The organism is Burkholderia aenigmatica (genome assembly GCF_902499175.1).
Taxonomy (GTDB): Bacteria; Pseudomonadota; Gammaproteobacteria; order Burkholderiales; family Burkholderiaceae; genus Burkholderia; species Burkholderia aenigmatica.
The window spans coordinates 84,236-104,241 of the sequence record NZ_CABVQC010000004.1 but is presented as its reverse complement, the minus strand read 5'-3'; the positions used below and the strand labels follow the sequence as shown (position 1 = coordinate 104,241).

At 59.4% G+C, this 20,006-nt stretch carries 19 protein-coding genes and 1 pseudogene; 17 read left to right on the top strand and 3 right to left on the bottom strand.

Going from position 1 to position 20,006, the window contains the following annotated elements:
* Nucleotides 1-30 precede the first annotated feature (30 nt).
* From BDO18943_RS04485 to BDO18943_RS04475, 3 genes are all read left to right on the top strand, one after another.
* Nucleotides 31-381, top strand: a complete 351-nt coding sequence (locus BDO18943_RS04485; protein WP_059708336.1) for a helix-turn-helix domain-containing protein — start codon at nucleotides 31-33, stop codon at nucleotides 379-381.
* Nucleotides 382-445: 64 nt separating this feature from the next.
* The gene (locus tag BDO18943_RS04480) at nucleotides 446-772 is read left to right on the top strand and encodes a helix-turn-helix transcriptional regulator (protein WP_175021408.1); all 327 of its coding nucleotides are present in this window, start codon (nucleotides 446-448) and stop codon (nucleotides 770-772) included.
* A gap of 360 nt (nucleotides 773-1,132) precedes the next feature.
* Nucleotides 1,133-2,557, top strand: coding sequence for an amidase family protein (locus BDO18943_RS04475; RefSeq protein WP_175021407.1), 1,425 nt, complete (start codon nucleotides 1,133-1,135; stop codon nucleotides 2,555-2,557).
* Nucleotides 2,558-2,598: 41 nt separating this feature from the next.
* Here the strand turns inward: BDO18943_RS04475 and BDO18943_RS04470 are convergent, their stop codons facing one another.
* Nucleotides 2,599-3,435 (bottom strand): FadR/GntR family transcriptional regulator, encoded by an 837-nt coding sequence (locus tag BDO18943_RS04470; RefSeq protein WP_124455160.1) that lies wholly within the window; start codon nucleotides 3,433-3,435, stop codon nucleotides 2,599-2,601.
* Between the two features lie 227 nt (nucleotides 3,436-3,662).
* On the opposite strand from BDO18943_RS04470, the gene BDO18943_RS04465 reads away from it, so the two are divergent.
* The 12 genes from BDO18943_RS04465 (at nucleotide 3,663) to BDO18943_RS04410 (ending at nucleotide 15,785) form a co-directional block, all read left to right on the top strand.
* Nucleotides 3,663-4,922: an acyl-CoA dehydrogenase family protein gene (locus BDO18943_RS04465; RefSeq protein WP_175021406.1), complete on the top strand. Its 1,260-nt coding sequence runs from the start codon at nucleotides 3,663-3,665 to the stop codon at nucleotides 4,920-4,922.
* Between the two features lie 32 nt (nucleotides 4,923-4,954).
* Entirely contained in the window at nucleotides 4,955-5,233 is a 279-nt protein-coding gene (locus BDO18943_RS04460; protein ID WP_175021405.1) for an acyl carrier protein, read from the top strand.
* 121 nt (nucleotides 5,234-5,354) lie between these two features.
* Nucleotides 5,355-6,254, top strand: coding sequence for a 3-oxoacyl-[acyl-carrier-protein] synthase III C-terminal domain-containing protein (locus BDO18943_RS04455; protein ID WP_235995809.1), 900 nt, complete (start codon nucleotides 5,355-5,357; stop codon nucleotides 6,252-6,254).
* On the top strand, nucleotides 6,251-7,198 hold the full coding sequence (locus BDO18943_RS04450) for a 3-oxoacyl-[acyl-carrier-protein] synthase III C-terminal domain-containing protein (RefSeq protein ID WP_175021403.1): 948 nt from the start codon (nucleotides 6,251-6,253) through the stop codon (nucleotides 7,196-7,198). Before BDO18943_RS04455 ends, BDO18943_RS04450 begins: the two co-directional genes overlap by 4 nt.
* 50 nt (nucleotides 7,199-7,248) lie before the next feature.
* The gene (locus tag BDO18943_RS04445) at nucleotides 7,249-8,868 is read left to right on the top strand and encodes an acyl-CoA ligase (AMP-forming), exosortase A system-associated (protein ID WP_175021402.1); all 1,620 of its coding nucleotides are present in this window, start codon (nucleotides 7,249-7,251) and stop codon (nucleotides 8,866-8,868) included.
* Nucleotides 8,865-10,073, top strand: coding sequence for a pyridoxal-dependent decarboxylase, exosortase A system-associated (locus tag BDO18943_RS04440; RefSeq protein WP_175021401.1), 1,209 nt, complete (start codon nucleotides 8,865-8,867; stop codon nucleotides 10,071-10,073). Before BDO18943_RS04445 ends, BDO18943_RS04440 begins: the two co-directional genes overlap by 4 nt.
* A 28-nt stretch (nucleotides 10,074-10,101) precedes the next feature.
* Nucleotides 10,102-11,211, top strand: coding sequence for an acyl-CoA dehydrogenase family protein (locus BDO18943_RS04435; RefSeq protein WP_175021400.1), 1,110 nt, complete (start codon nucleotides 10,102-10,104; stop codon nucleotides 11,209-11,211).
* Nucleotides 11,208-11,801, top strand: a complete 594-nt coding sequence (locus BDO18943_RS04430; protein WP_175021399.1) for a GNAT family N-acetyltransferase — start codon at nucleotides 11,208-11,210, stop codon at nucleotides 11,799-11,801. The genes BDO18943_RS04435 and BDO18943_RS04430 overlap by 4 nt, the downstream gene beginning before the upstream one ends.
* On the top strand, nucleotides 11,798-12,838 hold the full coding sequence (locus BDO18943_RS04425) for a 3-oxoacyl-ACP synthase (RefSeq protein WP_175021398.1): 1,041 nt from the start codon (nucleotides 11,798-11,800) through the stop codon (nucleotides 12,836-12,838). The genes BDO18943_RS04430 and BDO18943_RS04425 overlap by 4 nt, the downstream gene beginning before the upstream one ends.
* Nucleotides 12,835-13,761: a beta-ketoacyl-[acyl-carrier-protein] synthase family protein gene (locus tag BDO18943_RS04420; RefSeq protein WP_175021397.1), complete on the top strand. Its 927-nt coding sequence runs from the start codon at nucleotides 12,835-12,837 to the stop codon at nucleotides 13,759-13,761. The genes BDO18943_RS04425 and BDO18943_RS04420 overlap by 4 nt, the downstream gene beginning before the upstream one ends.
* 341 nt (nucleotides 13,762-14,102) lie before the next feature.
* Nucleotides 14,103-14,885 carry a LuxR family transcriptional regulator gene (locus BDO18943_RS04415; protein ID WP_175021396.1) on the top strand — a complete coding sequence of 261 codons (783 nt, stop codon included), beginning with the start codon at nucleotides 14,103-14,105 and terminating at the stop codon, nucleotides 14,883-14,885.
* Nucleotides 14,886-15,131: 246 nt separating this feature from the next.
* A complete protein-coding gene (locus BDO18943_RS04410) occupies nucleotides 15,132-15,785 on the top strand; it encodes an acyl-homoserine-lactone synthase (RefSeq protein WP_175021395.1) in 654 nt (217 codons plus the stop codon).
* A gap of 65 nt (nucleotides 15,786-15,850) precedes the next feature.
* On the opposite strand, the gene BDO18943_RS04405 is transcribed toward BDO18943_RS04410, so the two are convergent.
* The gene (locus BDO18943_RS04405; RefSeq protein ID WP_175021394.1) at nucleotides 15,851-16,417 is read right to left on the bottom strand and encodes a hypothetical protein; all 567 of its coding nucleotides are present in this window, start codon (nucleotides 16,415-16,417) and stop codon (nucleotides 15,851-15,853) included.
* 693 nt (nucleotides 16,418-17,110) lie between these two features.
* On the opposite strand from BDO18943_RS04405, the gene BDO18943_RS04400 reads away from it, so the two are divergent.
* On the top strand, nucleotides 17,111-17,404 hold the full coding sequence (locus BDO18943_RS04400) for an H-NS histone family protein (protein ID WP_175021393.1): 294 nt from the start codon (nucleotides 17,111-17,113) through the stop codon (nucleotides 17,402-17,404).
* 395 nt (nucleotides 17,405-17,799) lie between these two features.
* Here BDO18943_RS04400 and BDO18943_RS04395 read toward each other — a convergent pair.
* Nucleotides 17,800-18,669: pseudogene (locus BDO18943_RS04395) on the bottom strand (IS3 family transposase); the annotation flags it as partial.
* 68 nt (nucleotides 18,670-18,737) lie between these two features.
* On the opposite strand from BDO18943_RS04395, the gene BDO18943_RS04390 reads away from it, so the two are divergent.
* Nucleotides 18,738-19,781: an IS110 family RNA-guided transposase gene (locus BDO18943_RS04390; protein WP_210771939.1), complete on the top strand. Its 1,044-nt coding sequence runs from the start codon at nucleotides 18,738-18,740 to the stop codon at nucleotides 19,779-19,781.
* Nucleotides 19,782-20,006 lie beyond the last annotated feature (225 nt).

Genomic DNA, 20,006 nt, shown 5'->3' with positions numbered 1-20,006 from the left:
AATCCTGCAATAACTAAAGAAACTCTTAGGATGCCTCGGCCCTCATCGACATCCTCTGCTTTCCCCAAGCGCCTGAAACAGGCCCGTCTGCACTCGCGCCTCACCCAGGAGCAACTTGGGATCGCAGCGGGTATCGACGAATTCTCCGCAAGCGCGCGCGTGAACCAATACGAAAGCGGAAAGCACACACCCAAGCTGCAGATGGGGCAACGGCTGGCCAGTGCACTGCAGGTTCCGACCAGTTACCTTTACGAAGAAGACGACCTGCTCGCAAGCCTTCTCGCAACTGCTGCAAGGTTGCCTCGCGAAAAGAGAAAGGCCCTCCTCAAGAGCGCTGAAGCGTTGACGCAGACTATCGGCCTGACCTCCAAGACCAAGTAGTTTTTAGCCTGCAGACTAAGAGTTACTTAGTAAAAACGGCACGCCTTTCCCGGACACTCCGTGAATGTCCAGCGATGCCACCTCTCCCTCCGTGTTTCCCAAGCGCCTGAAACAGGCTCGATTACGCTCGGGCCTTACACAGGAACAGCTCGGCATTCAGGCGGGCATCGACGAATTTTCCGCCAGCGCCCGCGTCAATCAGTACGAAAAGGGCAAACATACGCCCACGCTTCAAACCAGCCAACGTCTGGCGCGCGCGATGCTCGTTCCCACCAGCTTCCTCTATGAGGACGACGACCTGCTCGCAACCCTTCTTGCCATCGCCGGCCGACTGAGCAAGGAAAAGAAAAGAGCACTCATTGCGAGCGCGGAAGCACTCGCGCAGGAATAGCGCTCAAAGTCGCTCCTCACCGGGCGCATCGCAGCACCCTCGGTGTCGGCAACGACACCACGTACCCTCCCAATACGCCCCCAGTTCTCTCGAGCAAACGACGCGTCGCCGATTTCGGTGACTGGACACCTTGCGCCCCGAAATACGCGGCATGTCACGCATTCTGCGTCTCCGCTGCGGATCACGCTTGGCGCACTACCTATTTATTATCATTAAATCTACGCTCGTCACGGTCACTCGTCAACGTGCCCCATCCAAGCGTTTACCCGGCAACTCTCCCTCTAGCATGATGCCCCGCAGCTTGACAAACGTGGCCGGTCACGCCTACCGTTAGTTTATTATAATTAATTGGAGGATGGCATGGGAATCGACCTGCGTGAACTGACTGCATGGGAACTTAGCGGGCTGTATGCGAACGGACGGACGTCGCCCGTCGATGTGATGAAGACCATCTTGGAACGGATCCAGTCATTGGATCCGACGGTCAACGCATTCTGCCAAGTCGCCGATGAGGCTCTCGAATTGGCGCGGGCGTCCGAGGCGCGCTGGCAACGTGGCGCGCCCCTCAGCCAACTCGACGGCGTCCCGGTCAGCATCAAGGACAACATCGCCGTTGCCGGACTCCCCACGCGATACGGGTCGCGGGCAACGATGCCGGAAGCCGCCGCATCGGACAGTCCCAGCGTGGCGCGCCTACGTGAAGCGGGGGCAATCTGCTTTGGCAAAACGACCATGCCGGATTTCGCACACAAGATCGTCACCGACAGTCCCCTCACCGGCACCACGCGCAATCCATGGGACCGCTCGCGTACGCCGGGTGGCAGCAGCGGAGGTGCGGCCGTCGCCGTTGCGCTCGGAATGGGCCCGGTGGCCATCGGCACGGACGGCGGCGGATCCATTCGCATCCCAGCCTCCTTCACCGGCGTCTTCGGATTCAAGCCCAGTTTTGGGCGAGTACCCCACGCACCTCGCGGTCCCTTCGGTCTGCTCAGTCATGTCGGCCCGATGACACGTTGCGTCGAGGATGCCGCGCAGATCCTAACGATCATCACCCGCCCGGACAGCCGCGACTGGTACGCTTTACCGTTCGAGGGAGCAGACTATGCGCGCGGGCTGTCATGCCTTCCCGTTCCGGGCGGCATTCGTATTGCGTGCAGTCCCACGCTCGGATTGCCTGTCATCGCCGAGGCTGAAATCCACGATGCCGTGGTACGAACTGCAGCGATGTTTCGCGAACTTGGAGCACTCGTTCACGTCGCCGATCCGCCTGGCGTCGCGCAGTGCAATGCGATCCACACAACACTTTGGCGTGCATGCTGCCGTCAGCTCACGGACGGCATGACCGACAGGTGGGCCGAACTCGACCCATCGCTGCAGGCATACGCGCAAGCCGGCAACGGCATCTCGCGGGGGGAGCTATTGGGCGCGCTGATCGAACGGGGAGAGTTGGGCGCCGCCGTCAATGCGTTTTTCGAGCGGCACGATCTCCTCATCTGCCCGGTATATCCCGACGTGGCCCCGTCACTTGCCGAAGTGAGTTCAAGCACAGCCTTGTTTCCGCATTTCACGGCATGGTGCAATCAGCTGGGACTGCCGGCGGCAAGCCTCTATGCCGGGATGACTGCCACGCGCCTGCCCGTCAGCATCCAGATTGTAGGCAGTCGCCATGCCGATGCGTTGGTGTTGTGGGCGAGTCATATGCTCGAACGCGCATTTGGGCGCGCCCCGTTCGCCGAGCTGACACGCGAGCTCTTCGCCTCCGCGGCCGGCGCAACCCCTGCCTAATGAGCTAAGAGCAGAAGTCGACCGGATCCGGTCTGAATGCTTTAGCCGGCATCACGATCGGAATCCAGGTCCAACTCTGAATCCAGCACCAGCTTCTGCTGCAGCGCAGCGTGCACTGTGCGCAACTGCGAATGCGCTTCGTCCATGTGCGCCGTCATGAGTTGCGCGACTGCGTCGGCATCCCGACGTCGCGCGGCGTCCAGTATCGCGCGGTGCGCGGCAACCGTGTGCCGCCCGAATGCCTGATAGTCCTGCTGCGTCACGTTCCCCGCCACGATCACGAGCGTGTGCAGCATCTGGTTGATGATCTGGCATAGGCTACGCAGAAACGCATTCGGATGTGCTGCAGCCAGTACATCGTGGAAATGGATATCCTCGTGCCGCTGGTCGAGCGCCTCGGCGTGACGTGCTTCGAACGGCTCGCAGACGGACACACTGCGCTCGAGCGCATCGAAGTCCGCGTCGCTCAGATGGGGAACCGCACCCGCCGCCACCATGGGTTCCAGCGTGCGGCGTACCGCATAAATGTCCTCAAGCGTGATGCTCTCGAAAAACAGATAGTTCTGCAGCGACTGGAATGCTCGGGCCAGTGGTACGCGCGTAATCGTCGCGCCGCCATCCGGCCCGGTACTCAGTCTCACGAGCCCTTGCATCTCCAGCGCCTTGAGCGCATCGCGCATCGAACCCCGGCTGACGTTGAACATCTGCTGAAGCTCGGCCTCCTTGTTCAAGCGCTTTCCTGGCCGTGCCTGCCCGTCGTTAATCCAACGCTTGATCTGCTCGGCCACTTGGTCGCCGCGCTTGATTGCGCGCGAACCTCGTTTATCCGGCTGCGCCGGCGACATCTTCTTTTCGGTTGTCGGTTTTCGCCCTGCCATATCGGTCACGTCCGTCGTTGGCCATTCACTGCTGTATCCCGGCGCCATTATCAGGCATCCCCGCCCGGCACGGCGAGATTTCCGGCTTCATGCCCCCTCCCAACGTTAGGAGTAGCAGGCATGGTAACCAAGACCTACGCTGCAATCCGAACGCCATGCGCCGAGTACCCGCAGCTTCCCTGCATGTCGGTCACTCGATATAGGTCGCCAGCAGGAGGGAATCCCTCATGTCACAGTCGGTGAAGTCGTCTCAGGTGCAATCCACGCTTGCGACAATCCGTGCCAACCTCTTGGCCGACGGGCTGGAACTGGATCAGCTTGCTGCACGCATGCGTTTGCACGGCCCCGAAGCCGACCGGACACGGCAAATTCCAGATGCAGTTTGTGCCCCCTCGGACGTAACTGCGCTGAACTTGAATCTCGTTCCGGCCGCATACGGCGGTTGCATGGACGTGCAATCACTGATGTCGCGCACCACACTCATGGAATATCTCGGGTACGCCGACGCGGCGCTAGCGCTTGCGCTGCCCGGCCCTGGCCTTGCAATGCCACCCGTCCTCGCACTCGGCAGCGGCGAGCAACAGACCCGCTTCTTCAAACGATTTCGCAGCGACACACCGCGCTGGGGTGCGTTTGCCATTACGGAGCCCGACTGCGGCTCGGATGCGACCGCGATGCGGACCACCGCTCGCAAGACGGCACGCGGCTGGGTGCTGAACGGTACCAAGTGCTTCATCACCAACGGCGCACGCGCGGACGACGTGATCACGTTCGCCACCATTAATCGGCACGCTGGTCGTTTCGGCGTTCGAGCGTTCCACGTCGATCGCAATATCCCGGGCTTCTCTGTCGATCGCATCGAGAAAATGGTCGGCCTGCGCGCGAGTCAGCTTGCGATTCTCTCTTACACCGATTGCGAAGTCCCTGACGACGCGCTTCTCAGACGCGGTGACGAAAAGCCCCTCAACGACGCGTTTTCGGGCGCACAACACGCATGGGACTACTTCCGCCCCCTACTTTCCGCGGTCATGGTCGGCGCATGTCGACGAGTACGCGACGATCTCGCGGCCTACTTCGAAGCAGGCGGGCATCCTGTGAATCAACGCCACCGCACTGCGAATGTGAACGAAACCCTGCTCGATATCGATCGGCAAATCACTACAGCCCAGTTGCTCTGCCGACACGCGGCGTGGAAGACCGATCAAGGCATCGCGACTTCCATGGACTCGTCAATGGCCAAGGCATATGCATCACAAGTAGCCGCCCGCATCACCAGGACAGCCATCGATCTCGCCGGCCTTGATGGTACCGCTGCCTTTCCCTCGCTCGAGCAAAGCTATCGTGATGCAAAGGCCTTCGACATCATGGAAGGTACCGGGGACCTACAGCGGCTCATGATTGCTCGCTCCGCACTCCGCTCGGCGACTCTTCCCTGGGAGGCCATCTCTCCCGCGTCGCACCGCTCTACAGAAGCGCACCAATCCTGAACCCGGCCGAAATTTCGCACTGGAGATCGTTCATGGCAACCCATCCCGCTTCCCCCAGCTCCGCCAGCGTGTCCGAGACAGTAAAAACCTGCTTGCTATCGGTACTTGGCAGCACCCTAAGCACCGATCTCATCGTAGATGACACCAACCTCTTCGACGTCGGTGTGGATTCAATGAATATGACGGACTTGCTGCTGCAACTCGAACAGCGCTTCGGCTTCACGCTGGCCCCCGAAGATCTATCCGCCGATTTGTTCCTGCGTTTCGGCAATCTCGTCGCGTTCGTCGAATCCCATGCGTCCTTCGACTAACGTCACTGGCGACGAACCGTGCATTGTCGCCACGGCACGATATATCCCACCGCACGATGTCCCGGCCGATGCACATCTCGAACCATTCATGGTTTCGGGTGGATCCGCGCGAGAGGACGTGATGCAAGCCGTATACGCCGATACGCTGCGGTGGCGCGACAGTGGTGCCCCATTCGGCGTGGCCGGTATTCCGTTGCCGCAAGCATCACGAGCTACTGATCACCGGGTCGCTGTGGAATCCGACCTGACGTTGTCCGACATGGCACTTGCCACGGTGCGAGCGCTGCTTGAATCGTCGCCTCAGGTCGCCACGCCCACACCCGATCAAATCATCGTATGCACAACGAGCTTCGAGCATGATCTGGCATTGTCGTGTGCCTGCCGCCTCCACAGCGAACTTGGATCAAGCCGAGCACCGCTGGCGGTCGGCCAGCTTCAAGGCGTGTCGTTCCTGATGGCGTTGGAGATTGCCGTGGCGATGATGGCCGCTGATATCCGACTGAATACCGTCGTGATTGTCGCCGCGGAACGCTGGCGCCGGCCGTTCTCACGTCGGATCGGTGCACTGATCGACATGGGTGACGGGGCCGCTGCCGTACTGATCGCGAGACACCCCGGCCCGGGATGGCGCGTGAGCGGGCTCACCGTACTGACGCCCGGAATCCCACCGCTCGCAAGTGAGCGCGAACCCGTCTACACATCGACGCTCACGAACGTCATTAGCGAGACGTGCTCAGGCGCGGATTTGCAACCTGCGAATGTCGACTGGGTACTTCCGGCGCCAATCGAGACTCGACTGGCTCGCGAAATCAATACGCGTTGCGGACTGCGGCCCGAACGGGTCTGCCACATACGTATGGACGCGCCCGGCCATTTCTGCGCCGCCGACACGCCTGCACGGCTCGACGCGTTGCTGCGGTCGATCAACCCTAGCGAGGGACAACATGCCCTCGTTTGGTCCGCCGGCTTCCAAGGGCAGGCCGGTTGCGCTCTCCTTGAATTTCGTGGAGGTGGATCATGATTGCGTCGCAACAGGCTAGCTCGCTTGCACTGTCTGGCATCGCATTCAGTCTGCCGGATCGAACTGTGGATGCACATCGCTGGGCGCAGCGCTGTGGTCAGCCGTCGATTCGAGCGCGTGCACTGATCGAAAACGGCGTAACGCAGTTCCACGACGCAGCTGGCGAATCGCCCGTGACGCTCGCCGTTGACGCTATATCGTCCCTGCTACGCGACACCCGAATAGCACCTGAATCGATCGATGCGTTCGTGTACACGCACACGATTCAGACCAGCGTTATCGCGCCACCAGCAAGTACCGCCCAACAGATTCAGTCCCAAACGAATCTGAACAGTGCGCTGGCATTTTCAGTCACGCAGCAGCACTGCGTCTCGCCAATGGCCGCGATCCGTGTGTTGCAGGCGCTCGCCATGCGACGGCCCTCCATCCGGCGCGCAATTGTGGTCTGTGCCGATGTGATCGGATCCCACTGCGACCGACTGCGAGCAATCCAGGATCTTGCCCTCCATAGCGACGGTGCTTGTGCGCTATTGCTAGAACGAGACGGTCATCGAAACGCCATTGCGGGCCTGCACGTGTACACAGATGGACGATCCTTCCGCGGCACCGACGAGGATCTGCAGCCGATTCCCGACGACCGGTACTACTGGTCTGCATTCACGACCATGCGGGCCGCCATTCAACAAGCAGGCATCACGACACGCGAGATTACGCACGTACTGCCTCATCACGCCAATCTTCCGGGCTGGTTCAGGCTGATGACAATGCTTTCCATTCCTCGTGAGCGACTTTTCACGGCGAACTTCGCGCCAATCGGTCACGTCTTTGGCGCGGATCCCTTCATTAACTTCCAGACATGTTCGAACCGGGAACCGGGCGGCTGGTCGCTGCTGTTCTCGTGTGGCCTCGCTGGCTGCTTCGGTGCCATGGTCGTCCGCCACTGATCACCTGAACGATTTCCTTTCAACGCTCGACATTCGATCCGGATACCATCATGAGAAACGTCCTCGACCTCATGCACACCGCTGCAAACCGCACACCTGACGCGGAAGCTCTCGTCTGCGGTTCCGCCCGAGTAACCTATCAGGACCTGGTTCACCGCGCGCGAGGCATGGGCAATGCGCTCTACGCGCTTGGATTCACGGCCGGCGCGCGCATTGCGATCTATCTGGACAAACGTGTCGAAACCGTCGTGTCGATGCTTGGCGCAGCTGCCGCGCAATGCGTGTTCGTTCCGATCAATCCGCTCCTCAAACCTCAGCAGGTCGCTCACATCCTGCTCGATTCCGGTGCCGATTGCCTGATTACCAGCGCGCTGCGCGCGCGGGTCCTTGACGAACATGGTCTTACCGGCGTTTCCAACACAATCATCGTGGACGATGCCGGCTCCGCAAGCCGACATCTCCGAACAACAACGCACGTTCAAAGCTGGCCCGAGTCCGCAAGCGGAAATCGCACGGAACGCGATAGTGAAAATCCACCACAATCACCGGCGTCGGCCAATGTCGACACGGATCTGGCCGCCATCCTGTACACCTCAGGCTCGACCGGACTGCCAAAAGGCGTCATGCTAAGCCACCGCAACCTGCTCGAGGGTGCCTGGAGCGTTGCCCATTATCTGAACCACGCCTCATCCGATCGAATCCTCGCGGCCCTGCCGCTCAGTTTCGATGCTGGCCTGAGTCAGCTCACATCCACCTGGGCCGTGGGGGCCACGGCCGTGCTCATCAACTATCTTGCACCGCAAGACGTCATTGATGCGTGCGCGAGCGAACGTATTACAGCAATCACGGGTGTGCCGCCCTTATGGATGCAACTGGCCCGTGCGGCTTGGCCCGAAACGGCACGCCGGAAGCTGCGCTACTTTGCGAACACCGGCGGCAAGCTGCCGGCACCCGTATTGCAGCAACTCCGAGCATTGTTTCCGCATGCCAAACCCTATCTAATGTATGGCCTGACCGAGGCATTTCGCTCCACGTTTCTCGACCCCTCAGAGGTCGATCGTCGCCCCGACTCCATCGGGAAAGCCGTACCTAACGCCCGAATTCTGGTCGTTCGCGATGATGGCTCGCCTTGTGGACCGGACGAAACCGGAGAACTCGTCCATGTCGGAGCCTGCGTCACGCTCGGTTATTGGAATGACGCGACGCGCACAGCCCAGCGCTATCGACCTTCGCCCGAGCTGAAACCCGGTGGCGCGCCGCGAGATCGTGCTGTCTGGTCAGGTGATCTGGTACGACGAGATGCAGAAGGATTCCTGTACTTCGTCGCGCGCAACGACGCCCAAATCAAGAGCTCCGGTTATCGCATCAGCCCGGAAGAGATCGAAGAAATCGTTCACGACAGTGGTCTTGTCACGGAAGCGGTTGCCTTCGGCATCCCCAATGATGAACTTGGCGAAGCGATCGTCCTGTTGGTCGTGCCGACCGCCACGGGCTTCGATGTTCAAACACTTCAGGCTTGGTGTGTGGAGCATCTGCCGCGCTACATGGTGCCGCATCGCATCGTGGTTCGCGAGACAGTTCCGCGCAACCCTAACGGGAAATTCGATCGAGCCGCATTGCGCGCCGCCTTCTCCAATCCGGACGCCGCCGCCGAAGCGAGGCAATCATGAACGGACTGTTTGGCGAGCGCGAAGGCATCCTCACCGTCGGCGGCGTCGAGATCAATCGCCTGGCCGATCGCGCAGGGCGCACACCGTTCTTCGCCTATGATCGCGCAATGCTCGACGCGCGTGTATGCACGCTGCGCGATACGCTGCCAGCCGGTATCGACCTACATTACTCGATCAAGGCCAACCCAATGCCCGCGGTCGTCCATCACCTTGCGCCACAGATGGACGGGTTCGACGTGGCATCGGCCAACGAGATGGCGCTTGCGCTAAACGCGGGCATGCCCGCAGAACTGATCGGCTTTGCCGGCCCAGGCAAAAGCCGGGACGACTTGCGTCGCGCCGTCGCAAGCGGTGTCAACATTCACCTCGAATCGAGCACCCAGCTGCACCTCGTGACAGCACTCGGCTGGGAGCTCGGTGTGCAGCCGAAGGTCGCCATTCGAGTCAACCCGGACTTTCACGTCGATCACAGCGGCATGCGTATGGGTGGCGGGGCCACCCCTTTTGGGCTCGACGCGGAGCAGGTGCCCGAGTTACTACGGGAGCTCGATGCTAGAGAAGTGACGTTGGCCGGTTTTCACATTTTTTGGGGATCCCAGTGTCTGCACGCCCCGACCGTCATCGAGGCTCAACGGAAAAGCTCGGATCTCGTCGTGAGACTAGCCGCTGGCCTGTCGCTCGCTCCGCAATACGTGAACTTCGGAGGCGGTTTCGGCATCCCCTATTTCGCGGGAGAAACGCCACTCGACCTCGCTGCAGTCACCGAGGCCATGCACGATTGGCTCGGCGTGTTCCGCGGCAGCTTTCCGGACACGCGCACGGTCCTGGAATTTGGACGATATTTGGTCGGGGAAGCCGGCATCTATGTGTGCCGCATCATCGATCGCAAGGTATCCCGAGACCGAACGTTCCTGATCACCGATGGCGGCCTGCACCACCACCTGGCCGCATCCGGAAACTTCGGTCAGATCCTGCGTCGCAATTTTCCGGTCGCCATTGGGAATCGCCAGACACAAGCCCCGACGGAGCGTTGCCACATCGTCGGATGCCTGTGCACGCCGCTCGACCGGATCGCCGACGACGTGCTGCTTCCCGAGGCTCGCATTGGGGACTTTGTGGTCGTATTTCAGTCGGGTGCGTATGGACGCTCGGCCAGCCCGAGGGACTTTCTCGGCCACCCTGATGCGATCGAGATGCTCGTCTGACCACCCTCGTTCTTTGTGGAGGATTGTGATGTTCTCCCCTGATTCCTTCCCGCCAGGGCCAGCTCCGGCGCCGCGGGCACTGACCGATGATCAACTCAATCTCTATATGGCGAGTCAACACTTCGCGCGCGACCGACTGGAGCCCTTGCTTGCCGGTTCACCCAGCGTAGCAGCGTGGCAAGAAACCGTCAGACTCGCTGCCGCAACACTTGATCTTGGAGCAATGGTCCTACCCGAGGAACACGGCGGCCTAGGAATCGACCGTCACGGCCTGGCACTTGTTGTCGAAGCGCTCGCCGCCGGACCGCTTGAGCGTGCGTTGGAGTTGACGCTGACAGCACCCGCGCTCATGGTGCTCCGGATGCACAATGCGCTCGGTTCGGTTCTGGCTCGGCCTGTTCAGGCGTATTTCGACGGCACAACAGCGATCGCGTTGTCCGTGCCGGGCATCGAAAACTCAACAATATGGCAACTTGGTCCACTGGGCGGCGCGGTGACCCTCACCATGCGGTTAGATGACAAGCGGCGCCTCCTCCTCACCGAGCGCCCACGTGATCGGCGATCTTCGAGATCGACAGGCATCGCCACGCTCGGCGCCCTTGTATTGGAGCAATTGCATTCTGACGAGGCCGCGGCCGAAACGCCGCTCGCCGTGATTACGCGGGCCGACAGCGATAGCGTTCCTCCCGCGCAAACGTACATGACGGAAATCGGCTTCTATCTCGCTGCGCTCTTGACGGGCGCCATGCAACATAGCGTCCGGTTCGCGTTCGATTACGCAGCGACTCGGCAAGCGTTCCGAAAGCCGTTGTCAAACCATCAACTCGTCGCGGCGCGATTATCCGATATGCTGATCGCCGCCCATGGCACCCATCTTTTTCTACAAGCTGTCAGTGCGGCCCGCCCGTCGGCGCCGGTCTCGCTGATTCGTCAGTTACTGCGACACGTCGCGGCCGAGTCGGTCAACGTCAGTCGTGAATTCGTGCAGCTTTGCGGCGGTCACGGTTATGTTGAAGGCCTCCCGCCGGCAGCCCGCTTCCAGACGGGCCACTGGTTTGCCTTCCTGCTGCAGCGCATCGACACAGCACTCGGCTGGCTCGCGGAGCCACGGGTCGCGAATGAGGAGGTCGACGGATGAGTGGTTGCGCCCCTACGGACGGCACGCTTCAGCCCTCGGTGGACAATGCTGCAACGCATGTAACGTCCTCCACGTGCTGGTTACGCGAACCAGGGCCGAATGACATCGACGACATCGTCGCGTGGTTCGCGCAGCCGACCATCAGTCGGTGGTTCGACTTCGGGCTCGGCCGCCAAGCCCTGCCCGCATTGGCAGTCCAAGCGATGGTCCATAGCAGACAGCATCGAATACGCGTGTTCGGTTCGGCTGGCTATACCGTCCCGAGCGGTGTAGTCGCCGTCAGTGATGTCACGCATCGCTTTGCGACGGGCTCATTCTGGATCCTTCGCGACCGGTTGCGGCCAATCTGCGTCAATATGGCTTATAACGCTGCTACACACCTACTTCATGAAGCGTTCGTCCGTGATCGGTTGCGGTGCATCACCGCATGGGCTGTCGACTGCAATGTTCCGTCGCAACGTCTGCTCGCGCGCTTGGGTTTTCGCCTGATCGGACTGCAACGAGACTGCCATCTCGTCGATGACACGCGCGTCGGGCGGCTCCTTTACGACCTACTGCCCGAGGACCTCGCGCTACCACGCGCACCATGAATACACCCGTGATCACGGCACTTGCCAGCTATGTGCCGCGCACAGTCGCTGTACATCGTAAGTGCGGAATCGAGCCGACGCTCGGTGCTCCGATACGGTCCGGTTGGCACGCGTGGGTCGCGTCGTGGCAAGCGGATTACGCCCCCCACCCCGCAAAGAAAGCGGCTGCAACCAGAAGTGCTGCAGTCAGCGCAGCGCCGGACGAATTTCGTTGTGTGCCTGTTGAGCGCAATACCGATCTATCCGGGCTCGCCGCGAAAGTGGCGCAGACAATATGTGCTGCGCGGCCAGCCAATGCAGCGCCGATCGATATTGCAATGTTCTGTCACAGTAGCCTCAACGAGCATGTGTCCACAACGACCGCTGGACGCTTGCGTGCAGTAATCGGAACGCCCTGCTTCCCGTTCTCCATCTCCCAACTGCAGGGGGCCTCCACGTTCACGGCGCTCCAGCTGGCGAGTGATCTGCTGATTGCGGAGCCCGAAATCCACACCCTCTTGATCGTCGCTGCAGAAAAGTGGTGTCCGCCGTTCTCGCGATGGACGGATCAGGGATTCGTGCAGGGAGACGCAGCCGGTGCCATCCTGGTGGAACGTTCCAGACCCGCGTCTTGCGGACTGGTGGTGATCGACGCACGCGCCAGCCGCCTCCACCGGTTCGCGACACCCGCCCCGCACTCAAGCCTGGATATCCGCACAGATTGGGTTCCGGCGCTGCGATCGACGATCGACGCGATACTGCGCCGGCACGAGCTTCAACCGAACGACATTGGCACCGTCGTAGGAGCAGGAATAGATCCGAAACTTGATGAAGCTATTTGCCGACATCTCAGTCGCCGTGTCATTGAATTTTCCGACCGCCGCCGCGCCCATCTAGGCGCGGCCGAACCTATCGTGCAGCTCGCGGATGCACTCGAATCTCACGATCTGTCAGTTTGCGATCGAATCCTGACGTGGGGCATCGGCCTGGGCGGCTTCGTCGGTTGCGCACTGTTCGAATCGCATGGCAGGCCGCTCTTATATCTCAATCCGTCATGAGCGCTTCTATCGGGATCGTCCATACCGCTTACTATCTGCCTGAGCCGGCCGAGGATGTCCGCAGCTGGGCCCAACGAACGAAGCAGTCCGCCGAGACCGTCAAACGCCTCGAAAAAGCGGGGGTGCGCTTGTTCTATGACGCTCGGGGACAGACTGCGCTTTCACTCGCCGCGAACGCCATCCAATCGCTCGTTCGTGCGACCCAGCTTGGGCCCGACACGATCGACTTTCTCGTCTACGTTCATACGCTTCAGGGCAGCGTCGCCCCTCCGCCGCTATCCCTGCCACGCCTGCTATGCGAACACTTTGGTTTCGAGCAGGCGGAGGCATTCTCGTTTGCACAGCAGCATTGCGCCTCATCACTGGGCGCGCTACGGATCATGCGCGCGATGTTTACCGCCCGTCCCGCCATCAACCGCGGTCTGCTGGTCGGCGCAGACGTCATGCCCCTCGCAAGCGACCGGTCAATAGCCGGGGCCGGATTGCTCAGCGACGGCGCATGTGCTGTGCTCGTCGAGCGCGATACCTCGATCAATCGATTGGTCGCGCTGGCCTTTCACGCGAGTGGAGAAGGTTGGCGAGGCACACTGGAAGAAGATGAATCGCGTTTCGCGGCTCAGTACTTCTTTGCGGCGCGTCGACTCGCGACGCAAACAAGCGCTGACGCGAATGTGCCCCTAGCCGAGATTCAGCGCATCTTGCCTTCCCATCTTGATCTGCCAACCTGGCGCCGAACTACTGCATCGCTCGGTCTTCCTGCACGCTGCCTGTTTACTGACAACTTTGCTCGCGTCGCACATGTGACGGTCAGCGATCCATTCATCAATCTCGCCGACTGCGATGATCTGGTTCCCGGTAAGCCTTTCCTGCTATGCGCCCGCGGAGTTGGAGGATTTACCGCAGCGGCGCTATTCGTTCGCTAACAGGATCGTTGAATTCAGGAAATTTCGCTGATGGCGCGGCACGCGATCGCTAAATACGTCGCAATATCGCTCCCGTTCTGGGTGGTGACTTTCAAAAAATATCGCGTATTAAATTATTACAATCTATTGGATGACGTTCCGATTCCAACCATTAGACTCCACACTAGCTACGCACCCACCGTCCATCTCGACGTAACCTCCGACGTCGGCCATCGCTTAGCAGTTGCGCGGGTATTCAGCACCCCACTACCATACCGTTTGCCGGAGTCGCTGCCACAGTGCTGGCGCCCTGCTCCAGCATTTCCCTTGAATTCCACTAGGCAAAAAGTGAGGTAGAAGTCATGAGAACTCGATTTCGGCATCGCACAAGCAAAAAGGCGTCCAAGCCACCACCATGGAATGTCACATTAGCCACCCGAATGGCGCCAATCCTGTCTCTCTTTACCGATGCAAAGGATATTTCTTCGCTTTCCGACTTACTTGGCAATGCGGTGCTTCCATTGGGTTTTCCATGTTACGCCGTCACACGGATCTCCCTGACTTGCATTCGCTCTAGACCTAGCATGTCCATGGAGGCAATCTGCTCACATTATCCCAATAACTGGGTGCAGCACTATCTACAGCACAACTATGGCCCCGTTGATCCCGTACATCGAGCGGCTTTTACTTCCTCAGGACCTTATCGCTGGGGCGATATTACCGATTTGAACCATGCTGAGCGACATGTGCTCGTGGAAGCATGCGACGCCGGACTCAAAAACGGGCTGAGCATTCCAATTCGTGAGATCGGGGGCAGTGTTTTGCTCATCAATCTGTCAGGGCCGTCATCCAGTATCAATACAGGGACGAGTCGGCAGCTCGCGAGCGTAATCAGCAATCTATTTCGTTTGGAGCTGGATCGGTTCGCTCCTCCCCATCCGAAGGCGTTCGTTCAACTTTCCCCGCGCCAGCGCCAATGCCTTTCATGGGTCGCACAAGGAAAAACATCGACGGATATTTGCATGATTCTCGAAATATCCCGCCATACCGTCGAATATCATATCACTGAAGCAATGAAGGTCCTGAACGTGAATAGCAGGATAGCAGCCGCCGTCATTGCCTCCAATTACGGCCTACTTGATTAGCCCTCTTATTTTCAGTCGAAATTTTCCGAATAATTTGTGATCACATCGCTGGCATGATTTAACCATGCCCCCGGGCCTCTCGAATCCCATATATTGAATAATTCTGGACCAGCCAGGGATCTTCAATCTCGCATGGATAATGCGTGGCCAATATTCATTTGCGCCTACTCCTCCCTACCTAACTAGTTCCTGTTGTTGCTTCGACTTGATACGGTGGCGCCCATCGATAAACGATGGAGAACGCACATGCCACTCATTATTGCGGGTAGGTTGAGCGACTTGCCGCTTGAACTTCGTGGTGGACTCGGCGCGTTCCGGTACGACGTGTTCGTGCGCCGCCTCGGCTGGCCGCTACCCGATGTTAAGGAAAATGAAACCATAGAATGGGATCACTTCGATGGAGAAAACACCATTCAGGTTGTTGAACTCACTTCCGAAGGGCAGATATGTGGTTGCGCACGTCTGATGCCAACTACCGCCCCGTACCTGCTCCGAGAACTACTTCCTCGCTCGTCGAACCTCGATTTTCCCTCGTCACCCACCGTATGGGAGCTATCGCGGTTCGCCGGCTCGGGCATGCAACTCTTTCCCTATGTCATGGCCGTCGCGGCATCCCTCGGCGCGACCCGCATCATTGGTGTCGTCACCCCGGCCATCGCACGACTGTATCGCCGCTTCGGTCTCGATCTTCAGTATGTGGGACCTCATCCGGAGACCGCTAGCTGTCCGTTCGTCGTCTGTGCTATTGATCTCACGCCCGCGGCGTTCGCCAAACTTGGATCCGATCTCGATAGTCTCCAATCTTCAATCACGTGGCATCGTTCGCTCACGCCGAATGTTCGTGGCTCGGTGGTGAGGACGGTACCACGCGCTGCTCGTTGCGCAGCAGACGTGCAATAGGTCCCGTCCCAGCGGCGACCGTCGCGCTTCGCCGAAATTAGTGCACTCGACTTCCACGACCACAACTAGGATGTGGATCGCCGGCGGTGATGCCGGTTATCCGCGTCCTTTACCCAATCCGGCCGGATGGCGGACGCATAGGCCTGACCGGTGCGTGAACCTTCGCCGCTTGCCTGTGCGCGCAGTCCGAGACGTTCGTCAATTGCATGGGCAACAGTCGAAGATTTTGGCAGGCGGCCGTCATCGCATTCCGCCCAGAACACATGCATCGCGTCGAACAAAACTGAGAGGATCGCGGTCAGATAAGGCAGGCGAACGACTACACCGCCTCCCATCGAATTGCCATCAACGGGACCGTAGTGATCGCTCGGCACGTCGGCCGGCAGGTCTATCCGCAGCGCGTCAAGTTCACGCTGCAATCGCTCTTCAACGCAATAGTGCGCGGTCGCCGAGTTCGCCAGGACCTTGCCAAGCTCGCACAGCTTCTCGTCTTTCAGTTGAACGCATCTTGTGAGACGACGAATCTGCGTTTCGGCCCTTCGCAAACGGATCTGTAAGGTCGCGCAATCGCAGGCCGGCGCCGAGCATGCGCTTGTATCACTCGATCGCCAAACATTATCGCGTTGCTCCATAGCAGGCCTCGCCTCGAACATGGCGATATGTACTCCACACACCGCGAGAAATCGGATCGCTGATGCACCGAACTGACCGGACTTATCGCGCCGGCCCAGATCAGTGCGTCTTTTTTCGTTCCTTCACGCAGCAGTGTCAACTGTGAAGATTGGGGGGACACCAGTAGCAATCAGCTCGTCTGCCAAGTTTGAGGTCTATGAAAAAAAAGAAACGTCCAACCACAACATTGCCGCAGAGTTGGTATGTCACTTGCACTAGGTCACGCGCGTCCTCAAAAAATAACGCGGCTTGTCTGACGTTTTACTCTTTGGCATGGCCTGGCGAACACAAAAATAGCTCTCCTCATTGTGTCTTCAACGTAATCCAATACAGACGGCCGTGCCCCCTGCCGGATAAGAGCGGTTGACCGTACATCGGCGCCCGACGTGCGGCCGCCCGACTGCTTGCTGATGATCGTCGGCAATTTGCCTACCCAACCGCAATCGTCCAATGCATGGCTTCGATTGTTCCACCGGGTTTGTGGCCACGGGAACGATAAATGATCGACTCCTGGTGCAAACGATGAGAAAATCGCGTAATCGTTCCAATTGCGCTGCCGACAATGACATGCCGCAGACATGATGCGTCGCACGGAATTGCGCTGCTCAAAGCGACGATTTGATACTGTTTCTTTTAACCACGCGGAGTGAAGAATGGCCACATATCATGAGTTGAAAGCCAAGGCTGAAGCACTGCTCGTGCAAGCTGAAGAAGCTAGGCAGGCCGAACTAGAGACCGTGCTCGAAGAAGTTCGCGCGCGGGTTCAAGAGTATGGTCTCACGCCGGAACAGGTCTTCGGTCGTAAGCGCGTACGTAGCGCGAATGGCAGCCAACCCGCGACGCCGAAGTATCAGGATCCGAAAACGGGCAAGACGTGGAGCGGGCGTGGCCGCGAACCGTCATGGATCAAGGGTAAGAAACGCGATCGCTTCTTGATCGCTGAATGATCGCCGCAGCGTAGCGATCGGTCGCCCTACGGACACTCTTTGGGCCTGTAGCTTCATGCTGCAGACCCATTTGAATCTGTATCAAGCCTTGCCGGTCCAAGCGATTCAGATCCGCCTTAGCCGCCCCAACATTAAAGATGTCCGCGGTCCTTTGGAATCCATGCCGTTCGTCTCCGCGGCGACTCTATTTCACGCATGGCAGCGATACTATCAAATATCGGCAAATTCGGTCGACCTCGCATCAGGCGGCAGCCTCCAATCACCGCTCGCAAGACCCTTTAGGTAACACTCCCGCAGTCGCAGATTGCTCGCCACCCACGGTCCTACCCATATTTGGGCCAGTCGCAATCCAATATCGGCAGCAATGTGAGGCTAGCCCAATTTCCGTCCCGGTCTTAGTTGGAAAATTCCGGCTCTTCGGGGCGGGGCGGGCCGAATCGGCCCGATCGGTGCACTGGCGGGCGAATTCCGCCGGGATCATCCACTGCAGCACAGAGTGAGGGCACGCCTCGTTATAGTACTCGCGCCAGACTTCGATTTTGCGTCTGGCGTCCTCCAGTGACAAGAACCAATGCGCATTGAGGTATTCCTCCCGGAAGCGTCCGTTGAAGGATTCGTTCTTCGCGTTGTCAGTCGGCTTGCCAGGGCGCGAGAAGTCAATCTCCACGCCGTTCTCGTACGCCCATTTGTCGAGCGCCTTCGAAATGAACTCGCTGCCATTGTCTGCTTTGATATAGCGGGGAAGCGGACGATGATGCGCAAGCCGAGTCAGCGCAGCGACAACGTACTCGCCACGCAGCGAGCCGTCGACTTCAATCGCCAAGCATTCCCGCGTGTAGTTATCCACGATCGTGAGCATGCGCAAGCGTCGACCATCAAACAGCGCGTCAGCGACGAAATCCATACTCCAGATTTCGTTGATTGCGCTTACTGATTGCTTCGGTCGTCGGCGCCGGGCAGACTTGTTTCGACGAGGTCACTTGTGGCGCAACGAAAGACCCAGTTCGCGATACACGCGTTCTACTCTCTTGTGGTTGTCTCTCCAGCCTTCCCGGCGAAGCATCACGTACACGCGGGGCGCACCGTATTGCACTCGCACTTCCGTGATCTCCTTGATGCGCATTTCCAGTGCGCTTTGATCCCGCACGACCGACTCGTAGCGGTAGACCGTGCGGGACAGCTGCAACAACGCGCAGGTCTGCCGCTGGCTTGCGCCGACGCTGCATCAAGTCCGTGGCCAGATCACGGCGCCGAGAAGGCTTCAGAGTTAATAGGATGGTCCGCCCCTCCCCGAAGGTGGATACTGAAGCCCCGAAACCGTCGGAGAATGATCATGCGTATCGTTCCTCACAACTGCGCCGTCTACGGTGTCGACCTGGGCAAGACGACGTTTCACATCGCCGGAGCCGACCAGCATGGACGGCCCACACTGAGAATCAAGCTTCGTCGCGACGCCTTGCTACAGTTCTTTGCGACCGCGTCTCCCGCGCGCGTGGGCATGGAAGCTTGTCCGGGATCCCATTGGCTGGCAAGGAAACTGATCGCGTTCGGCCACGACGTCAAGTTGATCCCGGCCCAATTCGTCAAGCCCTATCTGAAGTCGAACAAGAATGACACGCTCGACGCCGAGGCAATCGCCGAAGCAGTAACGCGCCCAACGATGCGCTTCGTCCCTGTCAAACGCCACGAGCAACTTGACATGCAAGCGCTGCACCGCGTGCGTGCCCAATTCGTTCATCAGCGCACGGCCCTGGTGAGTCAGTTTCGCTGCTTTCTGCTCGAATACGGCATCGCAATCCACACCGGTATCGGCATGTTTCGACGCGATGCGACTCGCATTCTCGCGGACGATTCCAACGATCTGACGCCGACGATGCGACAACTGCTGACGGATCTGTGGTCGGACTTCCTGCGTATCAACGAGCGCGTCACCGCACTTTCCGATCAGATCGAAGCCTCTGCCAAGCACGATGACGTTGTACAGCGCCTCACGACGATTCCGGGAATTGGCCCGCTTGGGGCAAGCGCTTTGTGCACAGCCGTTGGAAACGGCAAACAGTTTCGCAGCGGACGCGACTTGGCCGCGTGGATCGGCCTCGTTCCGCGTCAGCATACGACCGGCGGCAAGCCTACGCTCTTGGGCATCAGCAAACGCGGCAATACGTACCTGCGTCGCTTACTTGTATTGGGCGCTCAGTCCTGTCTGATGCATCTGGATCGCTCAAGAGATCGGCTCGGGCGATGGCTGGATACGCTCGAGAGCAGGATGCATCACAACAAGGTCGTGATAGCGCTGGCGAACAAACTTGCTCGCGTCGCGTGGGTTGTGCTCACGCGTCCGGGAGCCTTGTACGAAAAAATGGATCCTCGCTTCTAGAACCGAATCGACTTCAAGTTTGCAGGGACGTGGAATCGAGATGACGCAACAGTTGACTGGCGTGTCGTAAGCCTTGGTCAAAAAAGCGGGCTAGCAAGCCCGAACCAGCTTATTAGGAACGGTACGCGCAGATCTCATCATGGCCTGAACGCCAAAAGCGTTCGACTCGCGAGAGGCCGGATACATTTACGCAAACTGACATGCGTCGGATCGACAACGCTCGCC

Coding starts and splice junctions, on each gene's coding strand:
- BDO18943_RS04485 (WP_059708336.1), top strand. CDS start 31: ATGCCTCGGCCCTCATCGACATCCTCTGCTTTCCCCAAGCGCCTGAAA.
- BDO18943_RS04480 (WP_175021408.1), top strand. CDS start 446: ATGTCCAGCGATGCCACCTCTCCCTCCGTGTTTCCCAAGCGCCTGAAA.
- BDO18943_RS04475 (WP_175021407.1), top strand. CDS start 1,133: ATGGGAATCGACCTGCGTGAACTGACTGCATGGGAACTTAGCGGGCTG.
- BDO18943_RS04470 (WP_124455160.1), bottom strand. CDS start 3,435: ATGGCAGGGCGAAAACCGACAACCGAAAAGAAGATGTCGCCGGCGCAG.
- BDO18943_RS04465 (WP_175021406.1), top strand. CDS start 3,663: ATGTCACAGTCGGTGAAGTCGTCTCAGGTGCAATCCACGCTTGCGACA.
- BDO18943_RS04460 (WP_175021405.1), top strand. CDS start 4,955: ATGGCAACCCATCCCGCTTCCCCCAGCTCCGCCAGCGTGTCCGAGACA.
- BDO18943_RS04455 (WP_235995809.1), top strand. CDS start 5,355: ATGCAAGCCGTATACGCCGATACGCTGCGGTGGCGCGACAGTGGTGCC.
- BDO18943_RS04450 (WP_175021403.1), top strand. CDS start 6,251: ATGATTGCGTCGCAACAGGCTAGCTCGCTTGCACTGTCTGGCATCGCA.
- BDO18943_RS04445 (WP_175021402.1), top strand. CDS start 7,249: ATGAGAAACGTCCTCGACCTCATGCACACCGCTGCAAACCGCACACCT.
- BDO18943_RS04440 (WP_175021401.1), top strand. CDS start 8,865: ATGAACGGACTGTTTGGCGAGCGCGAAGGCATCCTCACCGTCGGCGGC.
- BDO18943_RS04435 (WP_175021400.1), top strand. CDS start 10,102: ATGTTCTCCCCTGATTCCTTCCCGCCAGGGCCAGCTCCGGCGCCGCGG.
- BDO18943_RS04430 (WP_175021399.1), top strand. CDS start 11,208: ATGAGTGGTTGCGCCCCTACGGACGGCACGCTTCAGCCCTCGGTGGAC.
- BDO18943_RS04425 (WP_175021398.1), top strand. CDS start 11,798: ATGAATACACCCGTGATCACGGCACTTGCCAGCTATGTGCCGCGCACA.
- BDO18943_RS04420 (WP_175021397.1), top strand. CDS start 12,835: ATGAGCGCTTCTATCGGGATCGTCCATACCGCTTACTATCTGCCTGAG.
- BDO18943_RS04415 (WP_175021396.1), top strand. CDS start 14,103: ATGAGAACTCGATTTCGGCATCGCACAAGCAAAAAGGCGTCCAAGCCA.
- BDO18943_RS04410 (WP_175021395.1), top strand. CDS start 15,132: ATGCCACTCATTATTGCGGGTAGGTTGAGCGACTTGCCGCTTGAACTT.
- BDO18943_RS04405 (WP_175021394.1), bottom strand. CDS start 16,417: ATGGAGCAACGCGATAATGTTTGGCGATCGAGTGATACAAGCGCATGC.
- BDO18943_RS04400 (WP_175021393.1), top strand. CDS start 17,111: ATGGCCACATATCATGAGTTGAAAGCCAAGGCTGAAGCACTGCTCGTG.
- BDO18943_RS04390 (WP_210771939.1), top strand. CDS start 18,738: ATGCGTATCGTTCCTCACAACTGCGCCGTCTACGGTGTCGACCTGGGC.